General features: G+C 51.7%; 18 protein-coding genes and 1 rRNA gene. 14 read left to right on the top strand and 5 right to left on the bottom strand.

Features of this window, described 5'->3' with window-relative positions:
* Positions 1-31: 31 nt before the first annotated feature.
* Positions 32-147 (top strand): 5S ribosomal RNA (rrf, locus tag ELY38_RS15045).
* Positions 148-308: 161 nt separating this feature from the next.
* Here rrf and guaD read toward each other — a convergent pair.
* Genes guaD through xdhA form a run of 4 tightly spaced genes read right to left on the bottom strand, consistent with a single transcriptional unit; the run spans position 309 to position 6,354 of the window.
* A complete protein-coding gene (gene guaD, locus ELY38_RS15050; RefSeq protein ID WP_127063057.1) occupies positions 309-1,628 on the bottom strand; it encodes a guanine deaminase in 1,320 nt (439 codons plus the stop codon).
* Position 1,629: 1 nt separating this feature from the next.
* Entirely contained in the window at positions 1,630-2,496 is an 867-nt protein-coding gene (xdhC, locus tag ELY38_RS15055) for a xanthine dehydrogenase accessory protein XdhC (RefSeq protein WP_127063058.1), read from the bottom strand.
* A complete protein-coding gene (xdhB, locus tag ELY38_RS15060) occupies positions 2,493-4,916 on the bottom strand; it encodes a xanthine dehydrogenase molybdopterin binding subunit (RefSeq protein ID WP_127063059.1) in 2,424 nt (807 codons plus the stop codon). The genes xdhC and xdhB overlap by 4 nt, the downstream gene beginning before the upstream one ends.
* Positions 4,900-6,354, bottom strand: coding sequence for a xanthine dehydrogenase small subunit (xdhA, locus tag ELY38_RS15065; RefSeq protein ID WP_127063060.1), 1,455 nt, complete (start codon positions 6,352-6,354; stop codon positions 4,900-4,902). Before xdhA ends, xdhB begins: the two co-directional genes overlap by 17 nt.
* Before the next feature lie 194 nt (positions 6,355-6,548).
* Here xdhA and ELY38_RS15070 point away from each other — a divergent pair, with 194 nt between their 5' ends.
* Entirely contained in the window at positions 6,549-7,217 is a 669-nt protein-coding gene (locus ELY38_RS15070) for a TetR family transcriptional regulator C-terminal domain-containing protein (RefSeq protein ID WP_127063061.1), read from the top strand.
* Complete coding sequence (gene hrpB / locus ELY38_RS15075) at positions 7,214-9,646, top strand: ATP-dependent helicase HrpB (protein ID WP_127063062.1); 2,433 nt, start codon at positions 7,214-7,216, stop codon at positions 9,644-9,646. The genes ELY38_RS15070 and hrpB overlap by 4 nt, the downstream gene beginning before the upstream one ends.
* Here hrpB and ELY38_RS15080 read toward each other — a convergent pair.
* Positions 9,643-9,858, bottom strand: coding sequence for a hypothetical protein (locus tag ELY38_RS15080; RefSeq protein WP_127063063.1), 216 nt, complete (start codon positions 9,856-9,858; stop codon positions 9,643-9,645). The genes hrpB and ELY38_RS15080 overlap by 4 nt on opposite strands.
* Positions 9,859-10,197: 339 nt before the next feature.
* On the opposite strand from ELY38_RS15080, the gene ELY38_RS15085 reads away from it, so the two are divergent.
* From ELY38_RS15085 to ELY38_RS15135, 11 genes are all read left to right on the top strand, one after another.
* Positions 10,198-11,250: a COX15/CtaA family protein gene (locus tag ELY38_RS15085; RefSeq protein ID WP_127063064.1), complete on the top strand. Its 1,053-nt coding sequence runs from the start codon at positions 10,198-10,200 to the stop codon at positions 11,248-11,250.
* 119 nt (positions 11,251-11,369) lie between these two features.
* A complete protein-coding gene (locus ELY38_RS15090) occupies positions 11,370-11,837 on the top strand; it encodes a DUF2489 domain-containing protein (RefSeq protein WP_127063065.1) in 468 nt (155 codons plus the stop codon).
* Positions 11,838-12,130: 293 nt separating this feature from the next.
* Positions 12,131-13,003, top strand: coding sequence for an OmpA family protein (locus ELY38_RS15095; RefSeq protein WP_127063066.1), 873 nt, complete (start codon positions 12,131-12,133; stop codon positions 13,001-13,003).
* Positions 13,004-13,217: 214 nt separating this feature from the next.
* The gene (thrS, locus tag ELY38_RS15100; RefSeq protein WP_127063067.1) at positions 13,218-15,140 is read left to right on the top strand and encodes a threonine--tRNA ligase; all 1,923 of its coding nucleotides are present in this window, start codon (positions 13,218-13,220) and stop codon (positions 15,138-15,140) included.
* A 60-nt stretch (positions 15,141-15,200) separates the two neighbouring features.
* A complete protein-coding gene (gene infC / locus ELY38_RS15105) occupies positions 15,201-15,692 on the top strand; it encodes a translation initiation factor IF-3 (protein ID WP_127063068.1) in 492 nt (163 codons plus the stop codon).
* Positions 15,693-15,773: 81 nt separating this feature from the next.
* Positions 15,774-15,968, top strand: a complete 195-nt coding sequence (gene rpmI, locus ELY38_RS15110; RefSeq protein ID WP_009724291.1) for a 50S ribosomal protein L35 — start codon at positions 15,774-15,776, stop codon at positions 15,966-15,968.
* A 55-nt stretch (positions 15,969-16,023) separates the two neighbouring features.
* Positions 16,024-16,377 (top strand): 50S ribosomal protein L20, encoded by a 354-nt coding sequence (gene rplT / locus ELY38_RS15115; RefSeq protein WP_009097607.1) that lies wholly within the window; start codon positions 16,024-16,026, stop codon positions 16,375-16,377.
* A gap of 156 nt (positions 16,378-16,533) precedes the next feature.
* Complete coding sequence (gene pheS, locus ELY38_RS15120) at positions 16,534-17,553, top strand: phenylalanine--tRNA ligase subunit alpha (RefSeq protein ID WP_127063069.1); 1,020 nt, start codon at positions 16,534-16,536, stop codon at positions 17,551-17,553.
* A gap of 26 nt (positions 17,554-17,579) precedes the next feature.
* Complete coding sequence (pheT, locus tag ELY38_RS15125) at positions 17,580-19,961, top strand: phenylalanine--tRNA ligase subunit beta (RefSeq protein ID WP_127063070.1); 2,382 nt, start codon at positions 17,580-17,582, stop codon at positions 19,959-19,961.
* A 49-nt stretch (positions 19,962-20,010) separates the two neighbouring features.
* On the top strand, positions 20,011-20,325 hold the full coding sequence (locus ELY38_RS15130; protein WP_281274352.1) for an integration host factor subunit alpha: 315 nt from the start codon (positions 20,011-20,013) through the stop codon (positions 20,323-20,325).
* 245 nt (positions 20,326-20,570) lie between these two features.
* Positions 20,571-21,032, top strand: coding sequence for a flavodoxin (locus ELY38_RS15135; protein WP_127063071.1), 462 nt, complete (start codon positions 20,571-20,573; stop codon positions 21,030-21,032).
* The last annotated feature ends 1 nt before the right edge of the window (position 21,033 follow it).

Consider the following 21,033-nt stretch of genomic DNA (forward strand, 5'->3'; position numbering starts at 1 on the left):
CACGTCAGCATGATGTACATTGCCCGTTACGCCTGACGACCATAGCGAGCGTGAACCACCTGATCCCTTGCCGAACTCAGTAGTGAAACCGCTTAGCGCCGATGGTAGTGTGGGGTCTCCCCATGCGAGAGTAGGTCATCGTCAGGCACTTATTCAACGAAGAACCCAGCCAACCGGCTGGGTTTTTTGTGTGCGCGAAAGAAAAATGGCTGACAAAAAAGGCGGCTTTCGCCGCCTTGGTTACTGTTAGTTAGTCGTGATGCTTAAATAAGTGCTTCTATACCATCGCGAGCCATGGGGGTGCTCGGTTAAGTGGTATCTCGTTGGTGCTGACACTGCCCAGCGGCCCAGGTTTCATAAATGGCGCGATCATCAGCCAGTATCATTAATGCAAAAAGCCGCTCGCCCAACGTTTTACAATGGCTTATGCGCCGAGATAAGAGCGGTGTGGCGTTAGGGTCTATTACTACGAAGTCAGCTTCAAGAGCAGGCGCTAACTGCCCAATGTGGCTATCCAGTGAAAGTGCTTTTGCATTGCCCATGGTTAAACCATAAAAACCTTGCCAGGCAGTAAGTGGTTGGCCACTTAGTTGGCCTACCTGATAAGCTGCCTTGAGCGTTGCAAAGCCCGATAAATCGGTTCCCGCGCCAATATCGCTAGCCAATGTAAACGCCATGCCTGTTTCATAGGCTGCTTGGCGATCAAAAAGGCCGCTGCCAAGGAAGAGATTAGAGCTGGGACAAAAGGCAATATTCGCGCCTCGATCTGCCAAACGCTTACGCATGTCATTATCAATATGAATACCATGTGCGAAGGTACTACGGGGGCCAACTAAGCCTGCCTCTTCGTAAACCGCTAGGTAATCGCGGCTGCCCGGGAATAATTCTGTCACCCAGTCTAATTCACTGTTATTTTCGGCTAAATGAGTTTGTAACCAAAGCGTTGAGTCATTACGTAGAAGAGCACCCGCAGCATCCATTTGGGCCATAGTGGATGTCGGAGCGAAGCGAGGCGTTACGCTGTAGCCTAATCGGTCCTTGCCATGCCAGTCTTCGATCAGTCTTTCGGTATCGGTAATGCCTGAGCCTTCATCCAGCAGTGCATTAGGCGCATTACGATCCATCAATACCTTGCCGGCCATCATGCGCAAGCGACGTTTTTTACAGGCAGTGAAGAAGGCATCTACGGAGCCAGGGTGGCTAGAGCCAAAGACCTGAGCGGTAGTGGTGCCTGCGCGCAGCATTTCATCCAGAAAGACGTTTGATAGGGTTTCTGCATGAGCATGGCTAGTAAAGCGGCACTCCTCCGGAAAGGTGTAATCGTTTAACCAGTCAAGCAGCTGACGGCCATACGAGGCCATGATGTCTAGCTGAACATAGTGCACGTGGGCATCAATAAACCCCGGCATAATGAGCTTGTCCCGGTAGTCCAGTACTGCACATCCTTCAGGTAAGGAAGGCGCTAATTCACTGAAGTGGCCAACAGCATGAATATGCTGCCCTTTTAGCCAAAGTAACCCATCGCCATAGTGTTCTACACTGCCAGGTTGGGGTGTATTATCATCTCCTGGGTCGCGTGTGAAATTAATCAACTCGGCACGAATAAGCGTATCGGTAGAAGAATTCATATTAGCTCGTGGTTGTCGTCGGGTCGGTCATCAGTGTTTGTAGTACGCGGGAATCAAGCCCACGATTTTCCTGAGAAGAGGGCGTATTCGTCAGCCAAAGCAGTTCCGTGACTACCGTTAGCGCGATAGCATAGGGTGTTTTATTAGTAAGCTTGGCGCCATGAACGAGTCCAATCGGGCTTCGTACTTGAGCCGTTTGTTGGTCTGAGTAACCCTCACGCTTCAATCGCCCTTCAAAGCTTGCCCATTTGCTTGCAGAGCCAATCAGTCCAATTGATGCCAAATCATCTCGTTTAATAAGCGCTGCGATAAGGGCATAGTCTTCATCATGATTGTGGGTCAATACCAGCACATGGGTGTGGGGAGGCAGGGTTGCTACACTTGACTGTGACTCGTAAGGTGAGTGGCAGGTAAGGCGTGCCTGATGTTTGAAATGTTCGGCAAACACATCGGCTCGGTTGTCATGCCACTTCAAACTCCAAGGAAGCGGTGCGCACAGAGAAATAATTTCACGGCCTATATGACCTGCCCCAAATACCGCGATGTGCGCGCTGCTGCCGGGAAAAGCCTCGAGTAGAACATTTAAATATCCGCCGCAGCACTGTCCGCTGCGCCCGCCCAAAGAGAAAGCTTCTACATGAAAACCATACTGGTGCGCTTGTAAAAGACTGCGAGCAGCTGCAATGGTTTGCCATTCGAAAGTACCCCCGCCAAGGGTATCGAAGCATTCATTTAGGGTTATTACCATCCGGGCGCCGGGGTCGCGAGGCGTTGAACCCAGGCTGGTTACCTGTGTCGCTAGCACATGCGCCTCGCCTTCATTCTGTAGGCGATGCAAGGCGCCATGCCATGTTTCGAATGTGCTCACAATGCTTTCTCTCTTAACGCTTGAGCGGCGAGTAAAACTCGTTCAGATGTCGCAGGCGTATCCAGGCGAGGTGAAAGCTGATACTGCGTTAAGCTTGAAAGCGCATCCCGCAATGCGGACCATACGCTGATACTCAGCATGAAGGGTGGCTCGCCTACTGCCTTTGAGCGATAGAGGCTAGCCATGGAGTTGGGATGTCCTTCAAGTAACGCTACGTTGAAAGTGGCGGGCAGGTCGCCGAACGTGGGAATTTTGTATGTTGCCGGACTGTCACTTACGAGTACGCCTTTATCATTCCATTTTAGCTCTTCGGTGGTTAGCCATCCCATGCCTTGAATGAAACCGCCTTCTACCTGGCCGATATCAATGGCAGGATTAAGTGAATTGCCCACATCATGGAGGATATCAACTCGATCCACCTGATACTCACCACTTAAAGTATCAACGCTGACTTCAGCGACAGCGGCCCCAAACGCATAGTAATAAAAAGGGCGGCCTTGTCCGGTCGCGCGGTTGTAATGAATCAACGGGGTGGCATAAAAGCCTTTTTCAGATAAAGAGATACGGTTCAGGTAGGCTGTTTGAACCAGTTCCCCCCAGGGTATCCGGCGCTCGCTTTCGCCCAGACCAGCGACCAGCATGCCATTTTCCAGGCGCATTTCTTCACGGTCCAGCCCCCAAGCAGAATGCGAGGCAGCAAAATCAAAAAGGCGCTCCCTTAGTTTATGGGCTGCATTTCGGGCAGCCATACCGTTAAGATCAGCACCGCTGGAGGCAGCTGTGGGGGAAGTGTTGGGGACCTTATCAGTTCTTGTTGCAGTAATGCGCACCTGTTCAAGGTCAAGGCCCAGCTCACGGGCCACCACCTGACAGATTTTAGTATGCAAGCCCTGACCCATTTCCGTACCGCCATGATTGATCATCACGCTGCCATCGGTATATACGTGAAGCAGGGCGCCGGCTTGATTTAAATGCTGCGCAGTAAAAGAAATACCAAACTTGACAGGCGTTAGAGCGAGGCCTTTTTTGATCACTGGGCTTGCCATGTTGAACTCGCCGATGGATTGACGACGCGCCCAGTACTCACTATCCATTTCCAGCTTTTCGACAAGACCATGCAGCAGCTTAAGTTGATCAACATGCTGACCATAATGGGTTATGTCATACCCATTACGATAGAAGTTGCGCTTACGGATAACCAGGGGATCGACGCCAATTTTACGGGCAATATCATCCATAGCCGCTTCAATAATCATCATTCCCTGCGGGCCGCCAAAACCCCGAAACGCCGTGTTGGAGGCTGTGTGTGTCTTGGCGCGATAGCCAGTAACGCGAGCCTTGCCCAGCGAGTAAGCGTTATCGGCGTGAAACATGGCACGGTCCACAATTGCATCCGAAAGGTCAGGTGAGTAGCCGCAATCGCCGATCAGCGTGATGTCTCCTGCTTCGATAACGCCGTTGGCATCAATGGCCAACCTGTAATGGCTGTGAAAAGGATGACGCTTTCCGGTGGCGCGCATATCTTCACTGCGTGGCAAACGAAGGCGAGTGGCCTTGCCTGTACGCCGAGTGATAATGGCGGCGATGCACGCCCATGGCGAGGCCTGAGTCTCTTTGCCACCAAATCCGCCCCCCATACGACGAACCTCAACCGTTACGGCGTGAAAAGGGATACCCAGTACTTCAGCGACCAGTTTCTGGGTTTCACTGGGGTGTTGGTTAGAAGTATGAACGATCACGCCTTCATCTTCGGTCGGCAGAACCACACAAGCTTGACCTTCAAGATAAAAGTGTTCTTGCCCACCAATGAAAAGCTCGTTTTCAATTACCTGGCTGGCTTGCTGCAAGGCTTGTTGCCAATCACCACGCTCTTGCACGTGGGTAGGTCTTACAAGCTCTTTACGTTGAGCAGCAGCCACGGGATCAAGGCTGGCGGGCTGCTCGTCAATGGCAATCACAGCAAGCTTTACTGCACGCCTAGCGGCTTGCAGGGTGGTAGCTGCTACTGCAAATAGACACTGTCCGGCATAGCTGATGTCATTTTCGACAAACAGGGGGTCTCCTGGAAACACAGGACCAATATCCGTATGGCCAGGCACATCATGAAAGGTAATGACATCTATCACGCCTGGAGCCTGCTTAACAGCATCGAGTTCCAGGCGGGTCAGCAGGCCATGAGCTACTGGCGATAAGCCTAACGCCACGTGAAGCGTATCTGGTGGCGTTTTTAAATCGTCAATGTAGGCCGCCTTTCCAGTAACGTGCTTTGCAGCGCTTTCATGAAAACTGGCGTGCCCGGCATGGCGCTGCCCTGTGCTTTTCACTGTGTGGCGCGCCAGTGGGCCATCGCCTTGAATATGACCATCCAGCTCCCGGCGGGCGCGACGGCTATCGGTATCCAGCCTAGTGAGCGTACGCATGAAGCATCACCTCCTGATTCGGTGTTGAAAGCGTCAAATAGAGCCGCTCGATCAGGTTAGCCGCTGCCTGCTGACGATAACTCTTACTACCGCGAACGTCATCCATTGGCGAAAAGTCGGTTCTCAAAGCGGCTTGAGCCAGGTGAAAGCTTTCTGGTGTGATCAATTGATTCTCTAGCGCTTTTTCGGCTGCCAGGGCGCGCTTGGGTATGGCAGCCATGCCGCCGAAAGCCATGCGTACATCACGTAATCTGCCATCTTCTACTCGGTAGCTGAAGGCACCCAGTATGACTGAGATGTCGTCCTCCCGACGTTTGGAAAGTTTCCAAATGTGTAGCTTATGAGAGCTGGGTAGACGGGGGATAAAAATTCGGGATAACACCTCGTCAACATCCAGTGCGGTTTTCTTATAATCAACAAAAAAGTTATCCAGTGATAAGTGGCGAGTTGCGTTAGCGTTTGCTATTTCTACCCAGGCGTCTAGCACCAGCAGTGCCGGCGGGGTATCGCCAATGGGGGAGGCGTTAGCGATATTTCCCCCAAGCGTGCCACGGTTACGAATTTGTTGAGAGCCTAAACGGTTTAGCAAATGGGCAAAGGCCGGAAAGTTGGCCTTTAAAAGAGGTTCAAGCTGAGTATAGGTAACGCCAGCACCCACCCACCAGCCGGCCTGGTTGTTAAGCTCTGCGGCTTCAATCGTTAACAACTCTTCTACGCGGCTAACATCAATTAATTGATTTAGCGGCATTAAGCGCTGCGTGGTTTCCAGCCATAAATCTGTTCCGCCAGCCACTAGGCGAGCGTTGGGAAAGCGCGCTCGGGCTTTGGTTAAGTCGGCAAGCGAGGTGGGCTGCTTAAAAAAGCTTTCTGCCTCAACCTGCGGCTGTGCTGAAGATTCAGTACAGTAACTGGAGGAACAGAAATGGTACAAATTGGGGAGGGTGTGGCCATGGTGCTGCATATGTAAAGCCGCATCCCGAATAGGGCGATACCCAGTACAGCGGCACAGATTTCCTCCCAGGGTTGCTTCCAGCTGCTGGTTGGTTAAAGGTGGTGTATCAGCTGCTAGCGATTCGTAGAGAGTAAATAACGACATGACAATGCCCGGGGTGCAAAAACCACACTGGCTTCCATGGCATTCAATCATGGCGGTTTGGGCTGGGTGCAACTGTCCATCCACTGCAAGCCCTTCAACGGTAACCAGTGATTTGCCCTGTAGCTGATGAGCTGGAGTAATACAGGCATTGACGCTCTGATACTTAGGCGTACTGCCTGTGGCGCCAATCGCTACGGTGCATGCACCGCAATCACCTGAGGCGCAGCCTTCTTTTGTCCCGGTGGCCCCCAAATGCTCGCGCAATAGCGTTAAAATACTGGTGTCCGGAGATGCATGGCACTGTTGCGGAGCGCCATTGAAAAGGAACTCAATACTAGCCATACCCGACTCCATTATAATTGTTCTGACCGAACGGTCAGCATTGTTTGAGCTTGAGACAAAAAATCAGGTCATGCAAGTATTTACTAAGCGCGCCGAGGTGGGGCAAACGCGGGTAAAATGCTAAATTTTGGCGCAAAAAGTACGATCTGACACTTTATAGTGGGCCTATATAACGAGTGATCCAGGAAAATTGTATGTCATTGGAAGCTGCGCCAAGCGAAAGCGCCCATCGCGAGCGAATCGAACAGCGTATTTTGAATGCCGCAGAGCAGGTGTTCTCACAGCACGGTTACCGTGGCGCGAGTCTTCAATCTATTGCAGATCAGGCAGTTTTGCCAAAAGCCAACATCCTTTACTACATGGGAAGTAAACAGGAGCTCTATATACGGCTGCTCAATCGTATGATGCGGCGCTGGAATGCGGTGCTTGAAGATATCACTCCGGCTAGCGATCCAGGCAGGGTACTCAGCGAATTTATTCGCACTAAAATGGTGCTTGGGCAACGCTATCCGGAAGGCTCAAAGCTATTTGCTGCTGAAATATTAGCGGGTGCTCCGTTTCTAAATGAGTATCTGGCGGTTGAACTACGTGAATGGGTCGATTCTCGCGCCGCTATCATTCGCCAGTGGTCAGCACAAGGCAAGATGGATGATGTCGATCCCCGCTGGCTGATTTTTTTAATTTGGTCCGCAACTCAACATTACACGGAATACAGTACTCAAGTGACGAGAGTCATTGGCAAGGATGAACTCGATGATAAAGACCTGGCATCCATCACTCAGTTTCTTGAACACGTCATTTTAAAGGGATGCGGAGTCGCTTCTCAGTCAGTACCAAGTCTTGAGAAAACGGCTGATTTATGAGTTTTCTTCCTATTGACGAGCACCTTGAGGCTATTCAGGCGGGGCTTAACGGTCATAATCGTCTGATTCTGATGGCTCAGCCGGGAGCGGGTAAAACAACCCGCGTGCCGCTAGCGCTATTAAAAAGCGATTGGGTGGCTGGCCAAAAGCTTTTGCTGCTTGAGCCTCGCCGGGTAGCTGCCCGTTTGGCTGCAAGTTTTATGGCCGAACAGTTGGGTGAGCCGGTAGGGCATACCGTCGGTTACAGAATGCGTGGCGATAGCTGCGCAGGCAAGCATACCCGGCTAGAAGTCATTACCCAAGGTGTGCTGCTGCGGATGTTGCAGGAGGATCCGCTCCTGGAAGGGGTTGCAGGGATTATTTTCGATGAATTTCACGAACGTAGCCTGGAAGCAGATGTTGGGCTGGCGTTTGCCTTAGATGTGCAAACCAGCGTACGCGATGATTTACGCTTGGTGGTAATGTCGGCAACGCTGGATATTAAGGCATTAGCGCAGGTGCTGGGTAGTAAAACGCCAGTGGTTGTCAGTGAAGGGCGCCAATTTCCCGTTGCTACCTATTACCGGCCGATTTTGCCAAATGAGGCCGATGAGTTGGCAGCACTTCGGGTGATTCAGGAGGCTCTTGGTGAAGAAACTACCCAGGATATATTGGTTATTCTCCCGGGCATCGCCGAGATAGAGCGGCTGATACAAGCCGTATGTAAGGCGCTGCCCGAGGTAGCTCCCAGGGCGTTGCATGGACGCATGACCCTTGCTGAACAGAGGGCAGCGTTAGCGGCGGATACATCACAGCGGCGGATTATTGTTTCAACGGCCATTGCCGAGTCAAGCGTAACGGTGGATGGCGTTAACGTTATTATTGATGCAGGCCTTGAACGTGTGCCAGTTTTTCAACCGCGAACAGGGCTTACGCGACTGACGACCAGACGCGTTAACCGCGCCAGTGCCGATCAACGTCGTGGGCGAGCAGGACGCCAGCGGCCCGGGACCTGTTTTCGCCTGTGGTCTCAAGAACAGCCCTTGATTGCCTATCGCGAGCCCGAAATTCAGCAGGCGGATTTATCGGGTGTGGTACTAGAGCTGGCGCGGTGGGGCGTAGACTCTCCGGATAAGCTACATTGGATAACGCCGCCTCCCCATGGCGCTTGGCAGAGCGCCAAAGCACTGCTTGTACAACTGGGCATACTGGATAATCAGCACAAGCTGACCCGGCTAGGCCATAAGTGTGCTCGCTGGCCCCTTGAACCACGCATGGCGGTGATGCTGGAACGGGCAGAGGAGCTTCAGGCGGTGCCGCTTGCTTGCGCGGTTGCCGCGCTGTTGGAAAGCCGTGAAAATACCGAGCGCTCTTTGCTAAAAGCGCTGTCTCAGCGGCTTGCTACTCCTAGGCAGTTTCCATCTTGGTCGCGAGATGCCAACCGGCTCGCCAGATACGCCGGCGTGACACTAAAACAAGTTGATCTGACGCCACTGGGTAAGCTCTTGGCCTTAGCGTATCCTGATCGAATTGGCCAGCAAATAAGCCCTGGGCGTTTCCAGTTAGCGTCCGGTAAAACAGCCGTTATGTCTTTGAATGACCCGCTGGCCCATCAACCTTTTCTAGTGGCTATCGGTTTGCAGAGCGCCTCAAGCGAAGCCAAAATCTTTGGAGCTGAACCTCTTACCTTGGAAGTGTTAACGCTGTTATATGCGCGTCGTTTGCAGTGGCAGTCCAGAGTCACCTGGTCCGATGAGCTGGGCAAATTAGTCGGTGAGAAGGTTCAGGCGTTCGGGGCGTTAACAATCGCTAGACACCCCATAATCACGCTGCCCCAAGAAGCTGTCATTAAGGCGCTATTGAGCACTATACGCCAGCGGCCAACGTTGTTGATAAGCCATCAGCTACAGCAGTTGCAGGGACGTATGATATTGCTGCGAGAAACGTTAGGCACTCAATGGCCTGACTGGTCGACACCAGCGCTCATGAATTCTCTTGAGGTATGGCTTGAGCCTTACTTGGCCGATATTACGCGGCTGGCTCAGGTAGAAAAACTACCGCTTCACCGTTATCTATTCAATACCCTGCCATGGGAGCAGCAAAATGAGATGGAGCGGCTAGCGCCCCAAACTCAGCTAGTCCCAAGTGGTAAACAGATAGCCCTAGATTATATTCCATGTCTGGAGCAACGGCCTCCTGTGCTGGCATTGAAATTACAAGAGGCGTTTGGGTGGCTTGATACCCCCGCTGTTGCCGAGGGGCGTACTGCTTTGATGGTGCATCTGCTTTCACCTGCGCGTCGGCCCCTTCAAGTCACACAGGATCTACGCAGTTTTTGGCTGAATGGGTACCCACAAGTACGTAAGGAAATGCGTGGCCGTTATCCAAAGCACCCGTGGCCCGAGGATCCCTTGACTGCTGTGGCAACGGCCTTTACAAAAAAGCGCTAGTTCTGTTGTTCTGGAATTTCACCAGGAGTGCGATACCGAACGCCTTCGGCTTGCGGCTCTTCGTAGCGCTTGTTTTCATCCTCAGGGGCAACGCCCAATACAGTTTTCTTGGATCCATCTGGCCACGTATAGGTAGTACAACCCGCAAGCGAGCCCAGCGTAATCAACGCCAGAAATACTATCATTCCTGCCCGGAGGCGGTGCGTCTGCATATATTACTCCCTGCTTGCATGGTCTTTTCGAAAACGGCCAGAATCGTTATTAAGGGACTATAGGGCGCCAACTGGCAAGTTGTAAATCGTCAATCGCCATGGGGAGTTTATTTTAAAAAATAATTGCTCAATTGGCGTAAAAGCGTAACGAATGCTCAATAGTTTCTATACTTACTGCTATGTGAAAAAGGCTTCGTTGTCTAGCGCTCGCAGCCCTTGGCAACAGGCCAGTGATTTCGTTTGGTGCTAATATAATATTTGGAAAACCGCTGGGCGACATGTCCACGTTTTTATAGTGAAACCAAGGATATGGCTAGCGAAAAAATGTAAGGAAACATCATGCAAAAATCGAAAGATCGACGTTTAAAATGGCTTTTACATTTAACGTTGCTAGGAACGCTACTGACTATTGTCGTTATATTGGTGGGCGCGTGGACAAGGTTAGTTGATGCAGGGCTGGGCTGTCCTGATTGGCCCGGTTGCTATGGACGTCTACTCGTACCGGACAGTGAGCATGCTGCTCTACGCCATCCCGATGTGCCTCTGGATGCCTCAAAAGCCTGGGTCGAAATGATCCATCGCTATATTGCTAGCCTGCTTGGGGTGTTGGTCATTAGCACCGTGGTTCTCGGTTGGCCGCTGAGAAAGACTGACCAATACCCTTGGCGTATAAGTGTGTTGCTGCTAGCTACTATTGTAGTGCAGGGTGCCTTCGGTGCTTTCACCGTTACTTTAAAGCTTTGGCCGCAGGTTGTTACGCTGCATTTGCTTGGCGGGATAAGCGTACTGCTGTTATTTTTCTGGCTGCACTTAAGATTAAAGTGTGTTGTCAGGCAAAAAAAGCTTAGCACCAAGCGTTCCTCTATCTGGTGGGGGCTGGCCGCTGGGCTGTTGGTTATACAGCTTGGCCTGGGTGGTTGGGTGACCAGCAATTATGCAGGTATTGCTTGCCAGGGGATTCCTGCCTGTAATGGACAGTGGTGGCCAAACATGGATATCAGCGAAGGATTTCATCTTACCCAAACGGTAGGGCCTAATTACCTTCATGGGCAGTTACACGCTGAGGCGCGTACGGCTATTCATTTCATACATCGCCTGGGAGCAGTCGTACTTGGCTTATCGTTAGTAATTCTCTGGTGTCGATATCGCCATCATCCAGCTTTATTTCGGGCGCTTAATATAGTTATCGCACTTTTCTTTTTACAAGTCGTGCTCGGCGCTGCAAATGTACTGTTATGGCTGCCACTATGGCTTGCACTTATACATACCGCAGGCGCTGTCTTGTTAACGGTCAGTATGCTATGGGCATGGTGGCAGTGGCGGTTACGTCATGAAAATGTTGTTGTAGCCCAGTCTGATAGTTATTTAACACATCACGCTCAGTCTATGTAAGTTGCTTTCTGGGGGTATGGAGCATGAAAGGCAAATAGAGTTTTTGAAGAAATTGACAGTAAAAGGGTAAATGGGTGTACAATTTCTGTTAAGCTATTTTTCATGCTTCGAGGGGCCTTATGAATTCGACTGTCGCACTTATATCTCTTGTAGTGGCTATAGCCATTATTGTTGGTTTGTCGATTTATGCGATCAAACTACGCAAAGAGGTAAAGCGACGTGAAGCGTTTCGTATTGATGAGGATTGCAGAGCTCAACAGAACTGTTTGGAAAACCTGGATTATGTAACAAGTGCATTGATACAGGAGCAGGTTGATATTACGGAAGGTTCCTGGCGCTGCAAGGTGCTGCTTGAAATCATAGATCCAAGTCTTTCAGAGCGGGCTGAATTTCAAGCATTTGCTCAAGTTTATGAACGCACGCGGCATTTAAAGACACATTCCGCACGTGCCGCATTAACGCCACGAGAGCGCATGGCAGAAGATAAACAGCGTCTAGCCGTAGAAAATGAGATGCGAACCGCTGTTCTGGCTGCTGCAGAAGCGGTGATTAAATGGCGTGCGCAAGGCGCTTCTGCGCTACATTAATGATGTGGGGAAGTAGCAAATAATAAGCAAAGTGATACGTTGGTATGTTTTTTTAGTGCCGATTGTGGCAGTTTTGCTATGCTTAGGATGTCGATATTGCCAACAAATTGATATCTCGGCATTGTTGCCTTCAAGCGTCTAAGCGTAAATGAAGGCAAACCGTTCAATGCCAAGCAGGGGAACGCCCGCGAGGTGATATTGAACAGGCGAAAAATGGATGCTCTCGCAATAAGAAGCATTGGATAGGCGTGGTCATATGACCATGTCAGCATTGGATCAAGAAGGAGTCTTGCATGAAAAAAACTACGACTGGCTTACTCATCGGTTCTGCCTTGGTTGTTGGGCTTTCTGGCTGTGCCAGCTCTGCTTCACAATCATCTGGTCAGGCGAGTGCTAGCAACAGCGAACGTAGCTGGTATCAGCACCCGTTCGTCTGTGGTTTGGCAGGCAGCGTTATTGGTGGGAGCATCGGTTACGCTACTAGCGGCTCATCTGATGAAGAAAGCGGTGCGGCAACTGGCGCTGTTGCCGGTGCAGCTATCGGTGGTCTGCTGTGTGCGGATCGTACGCCGGAGCCTGTTGCACCTCAGTGCCCGAGCTATGGCGAAGTGCCTGCTGGTGTTGCAGTAGATGCTCAAGGCTGCCCGCTGGATTCCGATGGGGACGGCGTTCCTGATTACCGCGATCAGTGCCCAGGTACCCCTGCAGGCGTTGAAGTAGATGCAGTTGGCTGCCCGCTGGACTCCGATAATGACGGCGTGCCGGACTACCGTGATCAGTGCCCCAATACACCCGCTGGTACCGAAGTGAACGCGCTGGGTTGCCCGGATAGCGTTGTACTTAATGACGTAAACTTCGAATTTGATTCAGCTGAGCTGACAGCTAATGCCCGTAACATTCTGAACGGCGTTGCTGAGCGTCTGGTCAATAACCCGGACGTGCGTGTTAGCATTGAAGGTCACACCGATTCACGCGGTTCTGCTGAGTACAACAAAGACTTGTCTCAGCGTCGCGCCGAATCTGTTACTACTTACCTTGCCCAGCGTGGCGTAGGTGCGAACCGCATGCGTGCAGTTGGCTTCGGTGAAGAGCGTCCGATCGCCTCTAATGAGACTGATCAAGGCCGTGCGCAGAACCGTCGTGTTGAACTGGACGAGTGGAACTAATTCGTAGTCTCTTCATGGCGTTGATATCAAAACGTTATTGAAAACTTCGAAATAGATGCTGACGGGAGGCTTAGGCCTCCCGTTTTTATTTTCCACGGGGAGCAAGTCTGCTAGGCTACGCGCGTATTTTAATTTTGTTTTACGTATACCACGATCATTGATAGCGAAATGTGATCCTTGGTATGGATCACCACTGCGCTCAAGGAATATCTGAATGCCGATTGTCACACTACCTGACGGTAGCCAAAGAACGTTTGAAGCGCCGCTTTCCATCATGCAACTTGCTGAGTCCATTGGCCCTGGTTTGGCTAAGGCTTGCATAGCAGGGCGAATCGATGGCGTTTTAGTTGATGCAGCAGACCTTATCAAGCAGGACGCAAACGTCGAAATTATTACCGCACGTGATCCAGAGGGAGTGGAGATCATTCGTCACTCCTGCGCGCATTTGATTGGTCATGCGGTCAAGCAATTATATCCCGATGCTAAGATGGCCATTGGTCCGGTTATCGACAACGGCTTCTATTATGATATCGATTTTGGCCGCTCAATCACGCCAGAAGATCTCGAAGCTATCGAAAAGCGCATGCAGGCGCTGATTGAACGTGAGTATGATGTGGTTCGTGAGTACGTTGATCGCGATCAGGCAATGCTGACCTTTCAGCAGCGTGACGAAGCGTACAAGCAGGAAATTATTCGTGATATACCTGAAGGTGCAGAGATTCGTCTCTATCACCATGAAGAGTACACGGACATGTGCCGTGGCCCTCACGTGCCTAATACCCGCCACCTCAAGGCATTCAAGCTAACCAAGCTGGCGGGTGCGTACTGGCGCGCAGATGCATCTAATGCCATGTTAACCCGTATTTACGGAACGGCCTGGGGCGATAAAAAGCAGCTTAAGGCTTATCTAAAGCGCCTGGAAGAAGCAGAAAAACGCGACCACCGTAAGCTTGCTCGCCGCCTGGATCTTTTCCATATGCAGGAAGAGGCGCCGGGAATGGTGTTCTGGCATCCCAATGGCTGGGCGCTGTGGCAGCAGGTTGAGCAGTATATGCGAGGCGTTTATAAAGAGGGAGGCTACCAGGAAATTCGCTGCCCGCAGGTTATGGATGTCTCGCTTTGGAAAAAATCAGGTCATTGGGATAACTACGCAGACGGTATGTTTTTTACCGAGTCTGAAAAGCGCGAGTATGCACTTAAGCCAATGAACTGCCCAGGTCACGTACAGGTGTTCAATTCCGGGCTGCGCAGCTATCGTGAGCTGCCTGTTCGTTTTGGCGAGTTTGGCGGATGCCATCGAAACGAGCCGTCGGGTGCGTTGCATGGTATCATGCGGGTACGAGCCTTTACGCAAGATGATGGCCATGTTTTCTGTACGGAAGCCCAGGTTGAGCCTGAGGTAACCAGCTTTCATCGCCAGGCTCTGAAGGTATATAACGATTTTGGCTTTGAAGATATTGCTATCAAGATTGCTCTTCGCCCTGAAAAGCGGATTGGCAGTGATGAGGTATGGGATCGTGCAGAAGATGCGTTGCGCGGTGCTCTAAAGGCCTGTGACGTTGAGTGGCAGGAACTTCCTGGCGAAGGTGCTTTCTATGGTCCCAAGATTGAATACCATATGAAAGACTGTCTGGGGCGTGAATGGCAGGTTGGCACTATGCAGGTCGACTTCATGATGCCAGAGCGTCTTGGCGCGCAGTATGTAACTGAAGAAGGCGAACGCAAGCCGCCAGTAATGCTGCATCGTGCTATTGTGGGCTCCATGGAGCGCTTCATCGGTATCTTGATTGAACATTATGCGGGTGCTATGCCATTATGGTTGGCACCTCAGCAGGCGGTAGTCATGACGATCACCGATGCACAGCGTGATTATGCGCTTGAATTGGAGCAACGCCTGCAAAAAAGTGGCTTGCGAGCTAAAGCGGACTTGAGGAACGAGAAGATCGGCTTTAAAATCCGTGAGCATACGTTACAGAAAATTCCCTATCTCCTTGTGGTGGGAGATAAGGAAGTCGAAGCTGACTCGGTGGCCGTGCGAACACGCAGCGGCGAAAATCTCGGCACAATGACGATCAACGAACTTATTGAGCGTCTAACTGCGGAGCGAGCAGCCCTGGCGACATCGTCAATTGCCTAAGGAGACGGAGCAATCAAGCGAAGCAACCAGCGCGGGCGTCCAGCAGACAAACGCCCACCAATGAACGAGCGGATTACCGAAGAAGAAGTGCGTCTAATTGATGCTGAAGGTGAGCAGTTGGGTGTTGTGCCCACCACCGAAGCGCTAGAGCGTGCAGAAGCTGCCGGTTTGGACCTCGTGCAAATTTCGAATGCCGATCCCATCGTCTGTAAGATTATGGATTACGGCAAATTCGTTTTTGAGACGAAGAAACAAAAAGCGGCTCAAAAGAAGAAGCAAAAGCAAATCCAGGTGAAGGAAGTTAAATTCCGTCCTGGCACCGATGAAGGCGATTATCAGGTAAAATTGAAAAACCTGACGCGCTTTCTGGAAGGTGGTGACAAGGGTAAGGTCACATTGCGCTTCCGTGGTCGTGAAATGGCGCACCAGGATATCGGCCGTAAGCTGATGGAACGGATCGCGGCAGACCTGGAAGAGATCGGAGCGGTGGAGTCTTTCCCGAAAATGGAAGGCCGCCAGATGATCATGATCCTTGCCCCGAAAAAGAAGTGATCCAACGGCGAAGTTAACGGGCCATCGCGCAAGCGATGGCTGGCCCTGGGTTTTCTAAAAAATATCGAGCGGAGTTTTCTCATGCCGAAAATCAAAAGCAACAGTGGCGCTGCCAAGCGCTTTAAAAAGACCGCAAATGGCTTCAAGCACAAGCAGTCTTTCCGTAGCCACATCCTGACCAAGAAGTCGACCAAGCGTAAGCGTCAGCTGCGTGGAATGAAGCAGATCCATGCTTCTGATAAAGCGCTGATTCAGCGCATGCTGCCGAACCTGTAAGGTCGAATTTTTTTCTGAGTGCCATTGGCCTCAGCCATAAAGTCAGGAGTGTGTTATGACTCGTGTTAAGCGTGGCGTAGTCGCCCGTCGTCGCCATAAAAAAGTATTGAAGCAGGCTAAAGGTTACTACGGTGCCCGTTCGCGTGTTTTCCGCGTAGCTAAACAGGCCGTTATCAAAGCCGGCCAGTATGCTTACCGTGACCGCCGTAACCGCAAGCGTCAGTTCCGTGCGCTGTGGATTCAGCGTATCAATGCGGGTGCGCGCATCAACGGTATGTCTTACAGCCGTTTTGTCGGCGGTCTGAAGAAAGCCGGTATTGAAATTGACCGTAAAGTATTGGCTGATCTGGCAGTACACGAAAAAGCAGCATTTGCTGCTATCGTGGAAAAAGCCAAGGCTGCCCAATAAGGTCATTATGCTGAGCGCTATGCCAGCATAAGATGACCAAGGTCATTTCAGTGTGACCCTGCAGGGGAAGAGCAGCCGCTCTTCCCCTGTTTTTTTGTCACCTTCAACATGCCACACCCTCATGAAGAGGGAATCGCTTAATTCGGAGTGAAACGGATGGACCACCTTCCTACTCTGGTATCTGAAGCTCGTGATGCCATTCAGGCTGCGCATGATGTTCCTGCGCTAGAAGAATTGCGAGTTCGCTACCTGGGCAAAAAGGGCGAAGTGACCGCTTTGCTGAAAGGCCTGGGCAAACTGTCAGCAGAGGAGCGCCCAGCCGCTGGCGAACGAATCAACCAAGCCAAGCAAACGCTTGCCAGTGAAATTGATGCCAGGCGACAGCAGCTTGAAAACGCCGCTCTAAATGAGCGTCTGGCCGCTGAGCGGATCGACGTTACCTTGCCAGGCCGCAGTCGAGCTGAAGGCGGCTTGCATCCGGTAACGCGTACCCTTGAGCGCATTGAAGGCTTATTTACGCGTATTGGCTATGATGTGGCGGTAGGTCCTGAGATTGAAGATGACTACCACAATTTCGAAGCGCTAAATATTCCTGCCCACCACCCGGCGCGGGGCATGGCCGATACGTTCTATTTTGACGCTACTCGCCTGCTCAGAACCCATACATCGCCGGTGCAGGTGCGCACCATGAAAAACAGTGAGCTGCCGCTGCGCATCGTGTGCCCCGGGCGCGTTTATCGCAGTGATTCCGACTTGACCCATACGCCCATGTTTCACCAAGTGGAAGGGCTATTGGTTGACGAAGGAGTCAGCTTTGCCGACTTGAAAGGCACCATTGAAGACTTTCTTCAGGCATTTTTTGAGCGTGACGATCTTTCCGTGCGCTTTCGGCCTTCTTACTTTCCGTTTACCGAGCCATCTGCAGAAGTCGATATTCAGTGCGTAATGTGCAGTGGAAAAGGGTGCCGGGTTTGTTCGCACAGCGGCTGGCTTGAAGTAATGGGTTGCGGCATGGTGCACCCAGAAGTATTCCGCCACTCAGGTATCGATACCGAGCGCTACACCGGGTTTGCCTTCGGCATGGGAGCAGAGCGTTTGGCCATGCTGCGCTACGGGGTCAATGATTTGCGCTTGTTCTTTGAAAACGACCTGCGCTTCTTGCGCCAATTCGCCTAACACCGCTGCCGAATACAGGAACGATCATGAAATTTTCAGAACAGTGGCTGCGCGAATGGGTATCACCGCAGCTTAGCACCCAGGCAATGGCTGATCAGATCACCATGGCCGGATTGGAAGTTGATGCGGTCGAAGCGGTTGCCGCCTCGTTTAGTGGTGTTGTGGTGGCTGAAGTGCTTACCAAAGAAAAACACCCGGATGCCGATAAGTTAAACGTCTGTACTGTTAATGATGGCTCCGATGAGCCGGTGCAGGTGGTTTGCGGCGCGGCGAACGTGGATATTGGCCAGAAGATTCCTTTTGCTCAGGTGGGCGGGGTGCTGCCGGGCGATTTCAAGATTAAGAAAGCCAAACTGCGTGGTGTTGAGTCTCGTGGGATGATCTGTTCGGCGTCAGAGCTTGGGCTTGAGGAAGAGACCTCGCCTGGTATTCTGGTGCTGCCTGAGTCTGCGCCAGTTGGCGTCGATTTTCGTGAGTTCATGCACCTTGATGACATGACCATCGAGGTGGACCTGACGCCTAACCGCGGTGACTGCTTGAGCATCAAGGGCCTTGCGCGTGAAGTAGGCGTGCTTAATCGCCTGGCCGTGATCGAGCCTGCAATCGAGCCTGTCGCAGCAGAAATTGAAGACACCCTTGCGGTGAATATTGAAGCGCCGGAAAAGTGCCCGCGTTATGTAGGTCGTGTCATCAAGGGGGTTGATGTCAAGGCCGAAACACCGCTTTGGATGGTCGAGCGCCTTCGGCGTAGCGGCGTTCGCTCAATTGATCCGGTGGTTGATATTACCAACTACGTTATGCTGGAGTTGGGGCAGCCGCTGCATGCGTTTGATCGCGATAACCTGAGCGGCAACATCATTGTACGCCTTGCTCAGAACGGTGAGCAGTTAACGCTTTTGGATGGCCAGAAAGTGGCTCTACGCCCTGAAACACTGGTAATTGCTGACCAGGCCGGGCCGCTCGCTATGGCGGGTATCATGGGCGGTGAAAATTCAGGGGTAAGCGAATCCACCGAGACGATATTCCTTGAGTCAGCCTTTTTTACACCGCTCGCGATTGCAGGGCAAGCGCGCTCCTACGGCTTGCATACCGATGCATCGCACCGTTTCGAGCGTGGGGTTGACCCAGAGCTTGCAAGCAGCGCTATAGAGCGTGCCACACGCTTGTTGATCGATATTTGCGGTGGCCAGGCTGGCCCGCTCGCCGAGTGCAAAAGCGATGCCCATATGCCCGCGCCAAGTACTATTTTGCTGCGCGAAGCGCGGCTGGAAAGTGCGCTGTCTAAGAAGCTGGCAAGCGATGATGTCACCGACATCCTCGAGCGCCTGGGTCTTGACGTTACCCAGCAGGCGGAAGGCTGGTTGATAGTAGCACCCAGCTGGAGATTTGATGTAGCCATTGAAGAAGATCTGATTGAAGAGATCGCTCGTATTCATGGTTACAACAATTTGCCCGTTCGACGTCCGGCGGCGCGGCTTGCGCTGCGCTCGGCTGATGAGGGTACTCTGACTCAGGCGCAGCTGCGTCGCCAGATGGTTGCCCGTGGGTTCCAGGAAGCGGTCACCTACAGTTTTGTCGCGCCTGAATTACAGGCGGCTCTGCTGCCTGATGCCGTGTCGCCCGTGCTTGCCAACCCTATCTCTGCTGATTTATCGGTAATGAGGGCGAGCCTGTTTCCTGGTTTGGTTCGTGCCATGGAGCATAACCTTAACCGCCAGCAGACTCGCGTTCGGCTGTTTGAAACCGGGCTGGTGTTCAATGGCGAGCTGGATCAGCTTTCACAGGTACCCATGTTGGGCGCCTTGGCGTGTGGTAGCCGAGAAACAGAAGGGTGGAGTAGTTCTAAAGAGCGTATCGACTTTTATGATCTCAAGGGGGATCTTGAAAGTCTCTTGGGGTTGGGTGGAAATCTTGAGGCATGGCGTTTTGAGCCCGCCGAGCATCCGGCGCTGCATCCCAGCCAAAGCGCGGAGATTCTGTTCAATGGGGAGCATGCTGGCTGGATTGGTACGCTACACCCCCAGGTACGTGCAACGCTTGGGCTTAAAGTGGATGCCGTTCTCTTTGAAGTGCGCCTGGATACATTAAGCCAAGGCAAGATCCCCGCCTTTGAAGCGCTGTCACGCTACCCAGAAGTTCGCCGTGACCTGGCGTTTATCGTTAAAGATGAAGTGCCTGTTCAAGCTTTGCTGGATTGTGCCCGCGAAAAAGCCGGTGATTACTTAAAAGACATTAAGCTATTTGATGTCTATGCTGGTAAAGGCGTGGCGGAAGCCCATAAGAGTATCGCGTTAGGCTTGACCTGGCAGCATCCTTCGCGCACGCTAAACGATGAAGAAATCAATCAGTTGGTAGACAACATCGTGACACAAGTGCGTGTCCAGCTTGAGGCTGAGCTACGCGGCTGATAATAATACGCGACACGACGCTTATCACGTTCTTGGCAATGCGTTTGTTATAAGGAGAGTCTTTATGGGTGCGTTGACCAAAGCAGAACTGGCGGAGCATTTGCATACCGAGCTGGCGCTGTCTAAGCGAGAAGCAAAGGCAATGGTCGAAGCTTTTTTTGAAGAGATTCGAGCCTGTTTGCGAGAAAACGAACAGGTCAAGCTGTCTGGTTTTGGCAACTTTGATCTACGTGATAAGCGTGAACGGCCTGGGCGTAACCCGAAAACCGGAGAAGAAATTCCCATTTCGGCTCGCCGCGTGGTGACCTTTCGACCAGGGCAAAAATTGAAGCAGCAGGTTGAGCACTACGTTCAAAACAAGTAGTACTTAATACGCTAACGCTTTAGCTGTACCAATGGAGTGCCTCTGGGCGCTCCATTTTTTATGCTCAATTTAGAAAAAGCCAGCGTAGATGATATGAAGTGCTCAATGTTGATAGTGCAACGTAGCGTGCTCTCGGCCACTGAAATGCGAGGTATAAACAAGTTATGTTAATATCGAGCGAATTCAATGGCCCTTAATCAGCTAACGTGTAGGCGCCGGAACATTTTTAGCAGGGGACAACAGCTATGCCTCAACTGAACATATTAGTAGGTACGATGTACGGTGGCGCACTAGATGTAGCAGAACAGGTAAAGCCACTTTTTGAAAAAGCAGGATTTGAAGTAAATATTGTTGAACAGCCCACGTTAGATGATTTAACCAGCGGCGAGAGCGTTTCTTTATTTGTGCTTTCAACGACCGGTAGCGGAGACTATCCCGGTAATTTTGTGCCTTTTATACGTAGTTTGAGCGATACAAGCCCCTCTCTTACCGAGCTGCGTTACGGGTTGATTGCCTTGGGGGATAGCTCCTACGGAGATACTTTCTGTGGCGCGGGCAGAAAGCTGGATACATTGCTAGAAGATCACGGCGCACGTCGTTTGGGTGAGCGCTTGGAAATTGACGCTATGGAAACCTTCATGGCAGATGATGCGGCGATTCCTTGGGTCGAGGCATGGATCGAAGAGCAACAGTTGAAGGCAGGCTAGC

The sequence above is a fragment of the Vreelandella nanhaiensis genome, from assembly GCF_003990185.1.
Lineage (GTDB): Bacteria > Pseudomonadota > Gammaproteobacteria > Pseudomonadales > Halomonadaceae > Vreelandella > Vreelandella nanhaiensis.